General features: G+C 57.2%; 12 protein-coding genes. 1 reads left to right on the top strand and 11 read right to left on the bottom strand.

Annotated features, from left to right (window positions below):
* Positions 1-5: 5 nt before the first annotated feature.
* From pyk to G411_RS0103080, 6 genes are all read right to left on the bottom strand, one after another.
* Positions 6-1,427, bottom strand: a complete 1,422-nt coding sequence (gene pyk / locus G411_RS0103055; protein ID WP_022957702.1) for a pyruvate kinase — start codon at positions 1,425-1,427, stop codon at positions 6-8.
* A gap of 110 nt (positions 1,428-1,537) precedes the next feature.
* Positions 1,538-2,395, bottom strand: a complete 858-nt coding sequence (locus G411_RS0103060) for a flagellar motor protein MotB (RefSeq protein WP_022957703.1) — start codon at positions 2,393-2,395, stop codon at positions 1,538-1,540.
* Positions 2,395-3,162, bottom strand: coding sequence for a flagellar motor protein PomA (pomA, locus tag G411_RS0103065; protein ID WP_028968099.1), 768 nt, complete (start codon positions 3,160-3,162; stop codon positions 2,395-2,397). Before pomA ends, G411_RS0103060 begins: the two co-directional genes overlap by 1 nt.
* A gap of 237 nt (positions 3,163-3,399) precedes the next feature.
* On the bottom strand, positions 3,400-4,584 hold the full coding sequence (locus tag G411_RS0103070; protein ID WP_022957705.1) for an acyl-CoA dehydrogenase family protein: 1,185 nt from the start codon (positions 4,582-4,584) through the stop codon (positions 3,400-3,402).
* A gap of 94 nt (positions 4,585-4,678) precedes the next feature.
* Entirely contained in the window at positions 4,679-5,590 is a 912-nt protein-coding gene (locus tag G411_RS0103075; protein WP_022957706.1) for a VOC family protein, read from the bottom strand.
* 67 nt (positions 5,591-5,657) lie between these two features.
* The gene (locus G411_RS0103080) at positions 5,658-6,722 is read right to left on the bottom strand and encodes a 3-ketosteroid-9-alpha-monooxygenase, oxygenase component (protein WP_022957707.1); all 1,065 of its coding nucleotides are present in this window, start codon (positions 6,720-6,722) and stop codon (positions 5,658-5,660) included.
* Between the two features lie 301 nt (positions 6,723-7,023).
* Here G411_RS0103080 and G411_RS22500 point away from each other — a divergent pair, with 301 nt between their 5' ends.
* Positions 7,024-7,875, top strand: coding sequence for a bifunctional helix-turn-helix domain-containing protein/methylated-DNA--[protein]-cysteine S-methyltransferase (locus tag G411_RS22500; RefSeq protein ID WP_022957708.1), 852 nt, complete (start codon positions 7,024-7,026; stop codon positions 7,873-7,875).
* Here G411_RS22500 and G411_RS0103090 read toward each other — a convergent pair.
* The 5 genes from G411_RS0103090 to G411_RS0103110 form a co-directional block, all read right to left on the bottom strand.
* Positions 7,860-8,984, bottom strand: coding sequence for a helix-turn-helix transcriptional regulator (locus tag G411_RS0103090; protein WP_037508401.1), 1,125 nt, complete (start codon positions 8,982-8,984; stop codon positions 7,860-7,862). The genes G411_RS22500 and G411_RS0103090 overlap by 16 nt on opposite strands.
* A 106-nt stretch (positions 8,985-9,090) precedes the next feature.
* A complete protein-coding gene (dmpG, locus tag G411_RS0103095; protein WP_022957710.1) occupies positions 9,091-10,119 on the bottom strand; it encodes a 4-hydroxy-2-oxovalerate aldolase in 1,029 nt (342 codons plus the stop codon).
* 10 nt (positions 10,120-10,129) lie between these two features.
* The gene (locus tag G411_RS0103100; protein WP_022957711.1) at positions 10,130-11,038 is read right to left on the bottom strand and encodes an acetaldehyde dehydrogenase (acetylating); all 909 of its coding nucleotides are present in this window, start codon (positions 11,036-11,038) and stop codon (positions 10,130-10,132) included.
* 84 nt (positions 11,039-11,122) lie between these two features.
* Complete coding sequence (locus tag G411_RS0103105) at positions 11,123-11,908, bottom strand: fumarylacetoacetate hydrolase family protein (protein WP_022957712.1); 786 nt, start codon at positions 11,906-11,908, stop codon at positions 11,123-11,125.
* A gap of 3 nt (positions 11,909-11,911) precedes the next feature.
* Complete coding sequence (locus tag G411_RS0103110; RefSeq protein WP_022957713.1) at positions 11,912-12,745, bottom strand: alpha/beta fold hydrolase; 834 nt, start codon at positions 12,743-12,745, stop codon at positions 11,912-11,914.
* Positions 12,746-12,802 lie beyond the last annotated feature (57 nt).

The following is a 12,802-nucleotide window of genomic DNA, read 5'->3' on the forward strand; positions in this document are numbered from 1 at the left end:
GCCGCTTATAAAACCCGTACGATCTTGAGCGTATTGGTGTGATTGTCGACACCAATCTGATCACCCATGGTCATCAGAATCAGATCGCCCGCCGCCACATGGCCTCTTGCCTTCAGCTCTTCCACACAATCCTCTGTCGTCACCCCTGCTTCCGGACTGGCAACGGCAAAGACACCGCGATACAGACTGACGCGATTGCAGGTGCTTTCATTGCGACTGAAGGCAAAAATAGGTATCCCTGAGGTCAGCCGCGACATCAACAACACCGTTCGGCCGGTTTCCGTCAGCGACACAATGGCCTTAACCCCCTGCTGGTGGTTGGCGGCATAAACGGCGCTCATGGCCAGCGTCTCCTCAACCGAATCGAAGCTGCGCTCCAGCCGATAACTGGATTTTCGAGCTGAGGGATAGCGCTCTGCGCCCTCACAGTTTCTGGCCATCGCCTTGACCGTTTCCACCGGGTATTTGCCGGCTGCGGTCTCGGCAGACAACATCACCGCATCGGTGCCGTCGAGCACCGCGTTAGCCACATCAAAGACCTCTGCACGGGTCGGGATGGGATTACTGATCATCGACTCCATCATCTGCGTGGCCGTGATAACCGGCCGATTCAAGCGTCGCGCACGTTTGATAATATGCTTCTGCAAACCAATAAGACTGGCATCACCAATTTCAACACCCAGATCGCCGCGCGCCACCATGACCCCGTCGCAGGCGCGAATCAGCTCATCCAGATGCTCTTCTTCCGCAACGGCCTCAGCGCGTTCAATCTTCCCGATGATTTGGGCAAAGCACCCCGCCTTCTGCAATTTGTCACGCGCATCGGCGATATCAGCAGCACTGCTTGGAAAGGAAATGGCTATAAAATCCAGATCCATACCGGCGGCATGTTCAATATCCTGAAGATCTTTTTCGGTCAACGCGGGTGCTGACAGGCCACCCCCCAGACGATTGATGCCCTTGCGCGAACGCAGCGTACCACTGCTTTCCGAACGACAGAGAACGGCCTCCCCCTTCACTTCGAGCACCGACAACTGAAAGCGACCATCATCAATCAACAGGGTATCGCCCGGTGCAACAGATCTCGCCAGCGGCTCGTAGTCGACTCCCAGATGCTGTTTGTCACCCTCGCCATCAGCCAGCTGCGTATCCAGCCACAGCTCATCGCCCTCGGCGATCTCCACCGCGTCACCCGCCAGCTTGCGCAGGCGAATCTTGGGCCCCTGCAGGTCGCCGAGAATGGCCACATAACAGCCCTGCTCATGGGCCAGCGTACGCAGCATTTCACAGCGGGCTTTATGTTCCTCAGCGGAACCGTGGGAAAAATTTAAGCGAAAGACATTGACCCCGGCACGGATCATGGCGCGAAGGATATCGGCAGAATCGGAAGCCGGGCCAACAGTAGCAACAATTTTTGTGCGACGCATAGTAGACTCGTAGTGACCAGTGAGGAAGGCGGGCTCTTCGTCCCGTTTTCGCTATGGTACACCGCAACACGTCAGGCTTCGACGCCCGAGCGCGGAGATTGGCGTATTGCTCAGTCCATGACTGAGGCTTCGCGTCCCCTGATGGCAGGCCCCGTTGCGGCATCATCGATACTGCCGCGCAGCAGAATGACCTCGACGCGACGGTTGCGTGCGCGGCCTTCGGCCGTATCGTTAGTATCAATCGGTCGCGTATCAGCATGTCCGGCCAGACGGAAATAGCTGGCGGAACGCCCGCTGACTTCTACGATGCGTTCCAGCACCGTCGCCGCACGCGCCGCCGACAGCTCCCAGTTGGAATGGAAGCGCTGGTTGTAGATGGGCAATTTATCCGTGTGCCCTGCAATGACGACGTGGCCGCCAATATCCTCGACCAAAACCGCGATCTTATTGATAACGGGCAAAAAGTCGCGATCCATGTCTGCGCTGCCAGAGGGGAAAGACCCTGTCTCCCGAATTCGAATCGTAATGACCCGCTCACCGTCATCGTCGACTTCCACCAGCCCTTCCTGAATTTCCACCGCCAGATGCTCTTTGACCTTTTCCAGGTCTTCGGCCAGGTCTTCCTCCGTAATCGCCATTTCCTCATTCAACGGCACTTCCGCAAAGGAACGCATATCGATGGCCGCTTCCTGACGCACCTGATTTTCTATCGTTGGCTTGGGCTGCCCGGGACTGAAATCCCGGGCAATAATGCTGGTGCCGATCGGCGGACTGAAGGCAGGCACTTCCCGCTGCACCCCAAAAGCGTCGCGCATGGAACCCGACAACTCCTTGAATTTCTGCTTGTCCATTTCCGAGAATGAAAACAGCAGTACGAAGAAGGCCAGCAACAACGACATCAGGTCGGCGAAGGTCAATACCCACGCCGGGGCGCCAGCGGAAGCCTTTTTCGTAGGCGCGTCGCTCACTACGCCTCCTCGGCCTTCTCGAGTTCGCGCTTGTTATCAGGCAGGTAGGTGACCAGCAGCGATTCCAGTACTCGCGGATTCAAGCCTTCCTGAATGCCGTCCACGGCCTCGAGAATCAGGTGGCGATTGCGACGCTCCTCCTGCGTGCGGAAGGCGAGCTTATCCGCCATCGGCAGGGCGACCGCATTGGCCAGCACCGCGCCATACAAGGTGGTCAACAGCGCCACCGCCATCGCGGGGCCGATGGCCTTGGGGTCTGACATATTGGACATCATCTGCACCAGACCGACCAGCGTACCGATCATGCCCATGGCCGGCGCGGAGTCGCCAAAGCCCCGGAAGATCGCTTCGCCCATTTCCTGGCGCTCAATGGTCAGGTTGATTTCCTTGTTGAGCAGGCGCTTGACGAACTCGGGGTCGTGGCCATCAATCGCCATCTGTACGCCCTTGTTCAGAAACTCGTTGCTGATTTCACGAGACTCCAAGCCCAGCAACCCTTCTTTGCGGGCAATACCCGCCAGCTCCACACACTCGGCAATCAGCGTTTGTGAACTGGTAGGTTTGTGGAAAAAGGCCCGCGAGGCGACCTTGAATGCCCCCAAGGTTTGCTCCAGCGGAAATTTAACCAGGTTGGCAAAGGTTGCCCCGCCGATAACAATCAGGATACTGGGCACATCGACAAAGCCACCGGCACTGCCACCCACAAAGATGGCCGCAATGATGACGCCGAGTGCGCCAAACATTCCCAGTAAGGTTGCTATATCCAAGGTCGTTCTCCGCTGCGCTATTACTGTCCCGACTGCGGGCCTCGTGATTGTTGAATCACTTGCAACTGTTATCGGCAGAAGGCCCCGGCAGCTTTAGGATTTTGTGACAGCTTGCTCGGCGAAGCGGTGATTTTCTATACGGGTTTGCCCTTGCTGAGTCCGTGTTCCACCCGCATAAAAACGAAAAAACCCGGCACTAGGCCGGGTTTCAGCAACGCAGAATTTACCGACTCAGATTCAGATAAAGAAGTCAGTATTTTCCATACCCAGCGACACGCCACCAAAGTTGCGCGCGAAACTGGTGGGGTTATTCGCCACGTGAGCGCGTGCGGTATGCACATCGCGGAAACGTTGCTGGATCTCGCTATCGTTAAATACCGAGTGACCACCCGCGACTTCAAACAGCGAGTCGATGATCTGGATGCTCTTGGTAATGACCAGCGACGCCTGGTAGCGATAACGTACGCGATCTTCCAGAGGAATCGTCTCGCCACGCTCAACCTGATCCATCATCACATCGAAATTGCGCAGCAGGATCGCTTCCATTTCGTCGATGCCGTTCTGGGCCGCAGCGATGCGCTCAACGACCTGTGTGTCGCCTGCCAGCTTGGTCGGATCACCACTGGCCTTATTCAGTACCGCGTGCTTGTAGAGATCAACCGTTGCCTTACAGGCGCCAATGGCTGGGGTAGACACCACGCGAATAAAGCTCTGTGCCCAGGGCAGGCGGTACAGCGGCGCATCGTTAACCGCCAGACCGGGGTTGGTGCCCGCAAAGCCATCGCTCTGCTTGTGAGTCATGTAATCGGGTACGAACACGTCGTCGACCACAATGTCATTACTGCCGGTGCCTTCCAGCCCCATGGAATGCCAGGTATCGACAATTTCGTAATCGCTTTTGGGGATCAGGAAGGTACGGTAGCCTTCACCCGGAATAATACCGCCAAGCAGTACCCAGGTGCAGTGATCGCTGCCGCTTGACCAGCCCCAGCGACCGCTGAAGCGGAAGCCGCCTTCAACCGGCGTCACTTTACCCATCGGCGCATAGGACGAAGACACGCGCGTGTGAATGGATTCGTTCCACACCGCCTGCTGAGCGCGGTCATCCATCATCGCCAGCTGCAGGGCGTGAACCGCGATAATACCGCTGGCCCAGGCAGTAGACATGCAGGCCTCGGCAATGGCGATCTGCATCTTGAAGAATTCCTGGGGGCGCATTTCCAGGCCGCCGTAGCGCTTGGGCTGCAGCGCGAGGAAAAAGCCGATGTCCTGCAGCGCATCAATAGACGCCTGCGGGACTTTACGCTCTTTGCGCGTCTGTGGCGCACGCTCACGGAATACGGGCTGCAGCTCTTTAATGGCCGCCATCATGGTGTCGAAATTATTGGTCGCGTTGCTTTCGCTCGCAGCTACTGCGCTCATCGCCGCTCTCCTGTTCTTTTACGTCTATGTTCGTTAGTGCTTCATCTACCCATTATTACGGTTAGCGATGAGCAAAGGATTCATGGCCCGGCAATCACTCGCCGGGCATATTGAATTTGTGGCCCCACAGGCTTGGCAGCGTGGTCACGGTGGGCGTGAAATCATCCCAATCCACCTGCAGGCCGCCAGTGCCGAATTCCATGGCGAAACCGGTTGGGGTGGCCATATAGAATGACAACATGCGGTCGTTGGTGTGACGCCCCAGCGTTGACACAATGGGAATCCCCGCCGCTTCTACGCGATCAAGGCAATAGCCTACTTCGTCGGTTTCCAGCACCTCCAACATCAGGTGCACACAACCCACAGGGTTATTGGCATCTTCGTACAGCGCAAGACTGTGGTGACGCGGGTTGTTCACGTGCATGAAGTGCAGCCCCTGACCGGGGTCGTTGGGCTCCGGCGAAAAATGGAAGTGCATGTAATCGCTGTCACCAAAGCCGAGTACATTCTTGTAGAACTGATGCGTCTCGGCGAGCTTGGCAGCGGGCAATACCGCATGACCCAGGCCCATATCGCCGTTAAACCCAGTTTCAAAGCCGCTGATCCCCAGCGGCGACATGAACTTGGCAAAGTCCAGCTCACCGCCCCAGTAAAGCTCCAGCTCATTCCCCGAAGGATCTTTCAGCACGATCAGTTCACGGACTTTGCGAGCCTGTGCCAGCGCGCGGTCACCTTCTTCAAAAGCAATTCCGGCAGCGCTGAGCGTCTGCTTGGCGTCGGCAAAATCCTCGCGGTCTCGCAATTCCCAGCCACAGCGCTGAAGGCGCTCTTGCTCACCTTTCACAATGGCAAAGCGGAAAGGCCGCTCATCCAGCTTGAGATAAACATTGCCATCATCCGGCATGTTCGGGGCAGGCATCAGACCGAGAATATCCCGGCCGTACTCCAGCCACTTTGTCGGGTCAGCCGATTCAATTACTACGTAGCCCAGGCTGCGTACATCCATGGAAAATTCCTGCTTATCGTATTTATTGACTAAGGTTATTCAGTAACGGCGCTGGGGCTGACCGAAGTCAGCCGTTGCGAATCGCGTAATCCACAGTGTATTCCCGCAGCTCGTTGAACTGCTCGGGAACGTCGGCGCGGTCAACGTAGAACTGGTTGTACCACTGACGCAGACGGTTGATCGGGCCATCGCCGTCGCACAGTACCGGGTTATCGACACGGGTTTTGGTGTGCCAGATGTGCACATCCTGGAAGAAGGCCGTGCGGTTTTGCTCGGTATACTGGCGCGCCATTTCATTGTTTTGCTCGTCAGTCATGCCCGGCATCTTCTTCACTGCGACACCAAAGCGCAGATCAAAGCTGTTGTGATTAATGGGCACATGCGACACCAGCAGGCGAGACTCGACATTCATGCCTTCAACCTGACCGGTCATATAGGTGGTCATGTAGGCGGGGCCGAAATACTTGGCCGTCGATGTCAGTTCACCGTCTTCCGCCAGCAGCTCACTGCCACCCGTCAGCACCTGCTCGTAGGTATGCTTGTGAACAATGTTCTTGAACTGGGTGATCGGCGCACCGTGAATGGGGCCGAAGTGAGCCACGTCGGCCATATTGTCCACCAGCTCGCGGGAGTTGGTGTTGATGGTCATCAGGTCCATCTGCCAGATGGTCCAATCCGGGCTGAACAGATCGTCGATGCGCGGCGGGCGCTGCTCTTCGATGGGCGGCAAACCTTCGGGGTCGTACCACACGAACAGCAGGTGGTTTTCTTCCATGGTCGGGTAGGAACGAATCACTGCTTTGGGCGGAATGCGTTTGGCATAGGGGATTTCGTCGCAGACGCCATCCGGCCCCCAGCGCCAGGAGTGGAACGGGCAACGCACAGAGTTACCTTCTACACAGCCCTCACTCAAATCTGCGCCCATGTGCGGACAGTAGCCATCGAGAATATGAACTTCGCCATCTTCACCGCGATACGCAACCAGGCGAGTGCCAAAGTAGTTCAATTTTTTCGGGGTGTTATCGAATTCACTGGCCAACCCAAGACAAAACCAACCGCGTGCGTAGCGATCGGGCAACTCTTTTGCCTCAATAATATGGGGCTGACGCTTCATCTGCGCAAGCTCACTCATGACTCTCTCCTCACTGTTATTGGCGCAAGCCCGTTATTTCGGAGCCTGTTATCACGGAAAAAATTCTCACACAGCAACCCATGGTGAGCCATAATCCGTTTAGACGACCGAAAAAATGCTGCAACTTTCTGTTTTTATTGAACTTTTATACTCAACGAAGGAATGAAAAAATTGAATACGCCAAAGCGATGACGGCGCAGCGAACTCCCGCTGCCCTTTTCCTTCCCGCAGCGCAAGATTCGGCTCGACAGCCTCCTGCGACACGTTATGCTGGCAGCTCGACATCATCAGGATCGCGACCGTGCCACGGGACTACCAACGTATTGCCACCGCCATTCAGACACTGTCACAGCAACAGGGCCGTGTTTCGCTCCAGCAGCTTGCCGAAGACAGCGGCCTCAGCCCATGGCATTTTCAGCGGGTATTCTGCCGCTGGGCGGGCATCAGCCCCACCCGCTTTCAACAGTTCATGACGGTACATCGCGCGCAGCAATTGCTGACCGAAGGCCGGCCATTGCTGGATATCAGCGAACAACTCGGCCTGAGCAGCAGCTCTCGCCTGCACAGCCATTTTGTTCGTGTAGAAGGCATGACGCCGGGAGAATTCCGCGCCGGGGGTCGCTCCCTGACCATCGATTGGGGCTGTGGCGATACGCCTTTTGGCCCCGCCTTTATCGCCAGCACCGAGCGCGGCATTTGCAGCCTGTCGTTCGATGCGGCCGATCAGTCATTACGAGCTCTACAACAGCGTTTTCCTGCCGCCCACTTTAGAGAAAACCAATCCGCCGCCGGGAAACGCTTATCCCGCTTTCTGAGACCCGACATACAGCGACCGGTCACAGCACCGCTCACGCTGCATGTGTTGGCCAGTGATTTTCAGTTACAGGTATGGCGAGCCTTGCTGGAGATTCCACCCGGAGAGCTGCGCAGTTACGGCGCCCTGGCGTCGGCGATCAAGCGGCCCGGCAGCGCCCGTGCTGTAGGGCGCGCCGTGGGCAGCAACCCGGTCGCCGTGCTGATTCCCTGTCACCGGGTGATCCGCGAGAGCGGCGAGTTGGGAGGCTACCGCTGGGGGCTTGAGCGCAAGCGAGCAGTGCTATTGCAGGAGTGTTGCGACGCGCTGACCGACGACGCCGGTCAGTCCGCCAGCTGAGCCACGCTTTTCAGAATGAGCCGCACCAGCAAGGTCTGACGACTGACGCCGGTTTTGGAGAATATCGAGCGCAGATGGGTACGGGCCGTATTGCGGCTCATTCCCAGCGCTTCCGAGGCTTCATCGAGACTGAGTCCATCGGCCAACAACAGCGACAACTGCGCCTCGGTCGGCGTGAAGCCAAAGAGTTGGATGATGATGTTGACCGGTGCCTCAGCGCCGTATTCAGGGTCGCTGATAAAAATCGCCACCGTCGGCACCGACAGGCCCTCTGACCATTCCCCTGAGGGCACGGGCCGGACGATTACCCCCAAATCGGCAAAGTCGCCTTCACGGGGCACGCGCATCGCCTCAACCACCGCAGGCTCATCGCTGTCGCGTCGCTCGAGAATATGATTGATCAGGCCCTGCAACTTCTTGGTGGTCGCCTGATCACCGAGAATGAGGTAGCCATCTTCGATTTTGACTTCCGGCTCTCTGGCAACCAGATTCTTCGCCATATTATTACAGCTCAGCAGGCGGCCATTTTCATCGAGGATAATGGTTGCCAGTGACAGGCTCTCTACCGCACCGGCATACAGGTCTCGCTCCGACTCCACGATATTCATGCGTACATGCAGACGCAGCGCACGCTCCAGATGGGGCACCAGCGCATAAATCAGGTCGCGATCCTGCTGGTCAAACATCGGGGCATTCTGACTGCGCGCCACGCGCAGGCCCGCCTTGATTTCACCGGGCACATGCAGATCGACACCGAGTGCGTCATACAGGCCGGTCGGTTTCAGGCAGAGGACATACAACTCACTTTCGAACCAGTCATCGTGGGACACCAGTTCCATCAGGCTTTTAACTTCGCCCGGTTTCAGCGACAGAAACGGGTCCATGGCGAACAGGCGTTCCTGATAGCGATCCAGGCCTTCAACCGTGCTGCCACCGACCACTCGCAGCAAGCCGCGCCCCTGCTCAGAGGGCGGATTGAGTACCAGCGTGACCGACACCGCGCCCATAATCTGCTGCAACTCAGAGAGAAAGCCCTGCCAGGGCTCTTCTTCCATCGGGCCCTGATAGACACTGGCCAGCAGGCGGTCAAACTTCGGATCAATTAGCATGGTCAGATCGACGAACCTTATTATGTTTTCAGGACGCCAGTATACCCGAGATACCCAAAGGAAAAAGGCCTCGCAAGCGAGGCCCATAAGGAGAGGAGTTAGAGGCTTAAATCAGGCCGCGCTCTTTGGCCATATCCAGCGCCAGATCTTCGATCATGTCTTCCTGACCGCCCACTGTGCGGCGCTGTCCCAGTTCGACCAGAATATCCCGCGCCGACACGCCGTACTTGGCTTCCGCGCGCTTGGCGAACAGCAGGAACGATGAATAAACACCGGCATAACCCAGGGTCAGCGAGTCGCGGTCGATACGGATCGGGTGATCCATAATCGGCGTCACGCGGTCTTCGGCCACATCCATGATCTTGTAAAGATCGATACCGTGATCCGCTCCCATGCGGTCCAGCACCGCCACCAGGACTTCCAGCGGCGTATTCCCGGCGCCCGCGCCCAAGCCGGCAACAGAGCCGTCGATGCGGTTAGCACCGGCTTCCACTGCCACCAGCGAGTTCATCACGCCCAGGCTGAGGTTGTGGTGGGCGTGGAAACCCAGTTCGGTTTCCGGCTTCAGCTCGCGGCGCAGCAGCGCAATACGCTCCTGAACCTGATCCGGCAGCATGTAACCGGCGGAATCGGTGCAGTAAATACAGTTGGCGCCATAGGACTCCATCAACTTGGCCTGCACCACGATTTCTTCGGCGCTGATCATGTGGGTCATCATCAGGAAGCCAACGGTATCCAGGCCCATTTCACTGGCCATACCAATGTGCTGTTCAGACACATCGGCCTCTGTGCAGTGAGTGGCTACACGAATCGTGCTAACGCCCAGGTCCGCCGCCATTTTCAGGTGGTCAACCGTACCGATACCGGGCAGCAACAATGCAGAAATCTTGGCGTTTTTCACCGCACCAACAACCGCTTTCAGGTACTCCTCGTCGCTGTGCGCGGGAAACCCGTAGTTCACCGAAGCGCCACCCAGACCATCGCCGTGGGTCACTTCAATCAGCGGCATACCGGCCTGATCCAAGCCCGAGGCGATGCTGACCATTTCGTCTAGCGAGATCTGGTGGCGCTTGGCGTGCATCCCATCGCGCAGACACATATCGTGCAGAACGACTTTTTTACCTTCTAAATTCATCGTTGTCCCCTCAGGCAGCCGACGGTGAGAAACGGCCTGCCAGAATTTCTTCGGCAAACATCTCTGCGGTGCGCAGTGCCGCCGCAGTCATAATATCCAGGTTACCAGCGTACTTCGGCAGGAAGTCACCCAGGCCCTCAACCTCCATGAACATCGACACACGATTGCCATCGAAGATCGGCCCATTTTTCAGTCGGTAACCGGGCACGTATTTCTGCACCTCTGCGACCATATCGTCCACGGACTTGCGAATGGCCTCCTGATCGGGCTCGCCCTCGGTAAGACAGTGGATAGTGTCGCGCATGATCAGCGGCGGTTCCGCCGGATTGATGACGATAATCGCCTTGCCTTTGCTGGCACCACCGATTTTTTCCACAGCGCCTGCCGTGGTACGGGTGAACTCATCGATATTTTTGCGAGTGCCGGGGCCGACAGATTTGGAGCTGACGGTTGCCACGATTTCACCGTAGTTGACCGGCTGCACGCGGGACACGGCAGCAACCATCGGAATCGTTGCCTGACCGCCGCAGGTCACCATGTTTACGTTCATCACCTTTTCGGCCACGGCGTCTTTCAGATTGACCGGTGGTACGCAGTAAGGACCAATTGCGGCAGGCGTTAAATCCACCATCAGCGCGCCCTGCTCGTTCACCTTGCGCGAATTCTCCGCGTGAACATAGGCTGAGGTCGCATCGAAGCAAATCTGTACGCCGTCTTCACGCATGGTGGCCAACATGCCGTCCACGCCCTCAGAGGTCACTTTTAAGCCCATTTCCTTGGCACGTGCCAAGCCCGGAGAGTCAGGATCAACCCCAACCATCCACACAGGTTCGATCAGCTCGGAGCGCATTGCTTTCATCAACAGGTCTGTGCCGATATTGCCCGGCCCGATGATGGCCGCGCGGATTTTTTCAGCCATAGGATTTCTCACTGTCAGTCAGGCGCGTCGCGCCCGGAAATAAATTACGTTGTGCCCCCACAGAGGCGGTCTATCTGAGCACGATCAGACGAAGCTGATCTCAGCACTGCCAATGCCTTCCAGTTCCATGCGCAGGCTGTCGCCCGCTTGCACCGGCTCAAGCGGCACCAGTGAACCGGACAAAATGACCTCGCCCGCCTTGAACGGAATACCGAAGCGGCCCAGCGTATTCGCCAACCAGGCAACGGCTGTCAGCGGATTGCCCTGCACCGCCTCGCCCAGTCCCTCGCTGAGAAACTCGCCGTTCTTCCACACCTTGATTTTCAGCGCTGGCAAATCAAACGCCTTGGGGTCGGCTTCGGTCTCACCCAGCACGTACACACCGCAGGAGGCGTTGTCGGCTACGGTGTCTTGAATGGCAATCTTCCAGTTGTCGATACGCGAATCGACAATTTCGAAACAGGGCATGATGCAGTCAGTGGCATCCAGTACATCGGCTTCCGTCACACCCGGCCCCTGCAAATCCTTCTTCAAGCGAAAACCGATTTCCGCCTCCGCGCGCGGCTGAATCAGATGGCCAGCCACGGGCACCGCAGCACCGTTATCAAAGGTCATGGCGTCCGTCAGAAAGCCGAAATCCGGCTGGTGTACGCCGAGCATTTCCTGCACAACCTTGCTGGTTACACCAATTTTTTTACCGACCACTTTCTCCCCGTCCGCTTCGCGGCGTCGCAGCATACGCAGGGAAATATAGTAGGCGTCGTCGATGGTGATATCGGGCTCGCGGGCGGTCAGCGGTGCAATACTCTGCTGTGTACGCAGCGCGTCATACAATTCGTCGCCCAGGGCGTCGATACGTGAACTGTCCATAAATTATCCGTTCTGCAAAAAGTCGAGGGTCTGGCGATTGAACAGCTCACGGTGCTCCACCATGACCCAGTGCCCGCACTGAGAAACCAGGGTCAGGCGGATATCGGGAATCCCTTTCGCCAGCTTCATAATGCCGGTCTCCGGCATCATTTTTTCATTCACCCCCCAGAAGGCCAGCGTCGGGCAGGCTATTTCACCCAAGCGATCGGTCAATTCCGGCACAGTCATTGTCGTAATAACCTGGCTGTTCTGCTGCTGGAAAATACCCCAGCGCTCACTGACAAGCTGCGCGTCTACCACGCTGTCGTCATAAACCAGCCCCCGCCGGATAAAGTCCTCGAGACGCTCTGGCGCCATTGGCCCCGAGGTAAAGACCTCTTTCATCACCTGCATGCCGGGCATGGTGAAGTAGTCGGCCTGCTGCTCCAGACCACCCGGCGCCATCAGAATCAGTTTCTCAACCAGACTGGGATAATCCAGCGTGTACTTGATGGCGATCGCGCCACCCAAGGAATTCCCCACCAGACTGTAGCGTTCCACACCAATTGTCTGCAGCGTCTGGTGAACACACTCCACAAAAAAATCGAGCGGATATTCGACGTCATCGGGTTTGTCGGAATAACCGTAACCAATAAGGTCGGGTACGATCACCCGGTAGCCCTGCTCCACAAACCAGGGATAGTTGTACTTGAAATTGCTGTGGCCGCTGGCACCGCTGCCACTGCCATGCAAAAAGACGATAACCGGTCCTTGCCCCTGATCCAGATAGTGGATTCGATGGCCGTTATCCAGATCGGCGTATTGGCCCTCGGGGAGGCCCGCGACTCGTTCGCTCATGCTTGCTCGCCTTTCATTCAGTCAATATTGTTATGCTTACCAGCCCGCTGAAAACGG

This window comes from Spongiibacter tropicus DSM 19543, assembly GCF_000420325.1.
Taxonomy (GTDB): Bacteria; Pseudomonadota; Gammaproteobacteria; order Pseudomonadales; family Spongiibacteraceae; genus Spongiibacter; species Spongiibacter tropicus.

Excerpts from the sequence above, each read along its gene's own strand:
- G411_RS0103070 (WP_022957705.1), bottom strand. The coding sequence starts at position 4,584 with ATGAGCGCAGTAGCTGCGAGCGAAAGCAACGCGACCAATAATTTCGAC.
- G411_RS0103090 (WP_037508401.1), bottom strand. The coding sequence starts at position 8,984 with ATGCTAATTGATCCGAAGTTTGACCGCCTGCTGGCCAGTGTCTATCAG.
- pyk (WP_022957702.1), bottom strand. The coding sequence starts at position 1,427 with ATGCGTCGCACAAAAATTGTTGCTACTGTTGGCCCGGCTTCCGATTCT.
- G411_RS0103110 (WP_022957713.1), bottom strand. The coding sequence starts at position 12,745 with ATGAGCGAACGAGTCGCGGGCCTCCCCGAGGGCCAATACGCCGATCTG.
- G411_RS0103080 (WP_022957707.1), bottom strand. The coding sequence starts at position 6,722 with ATGAGTGAGCTTGCGCAGATGAAGCGTCAGCCCCATATTATTGAGGCA.
- G411_RS0103105 (WP_022957712.1), bottom strand. The coding sequence starts at position 11,908 with ATGGACAGTTCACGTATCGACGCCCTGGGCGACGAATTGTATGACGCG.
- G411_RS0103100 (WP_022957711.1), bottom strand. The coding sequence starts at position 11,038 with ATGGCTGAAAAAATCCGCGCGGCCATCATCGGGCCGGGCAATATCGGC.
- G411_RS0103075 (WP_022957706.1), bottom strand. The coding sequence starts at position 5,590 with ATGGATGTACGCAGCCTGGGCTACGTAGTAATTGAATCGGCTGACCCG.
- dmpG (WP_022957710.1), bottom strand. The coding sequence starts at position 10,119 with ATGAATTTAGAAGGTAAAAAAGTCGTTCTGCACGATATGTGTCTGCGC.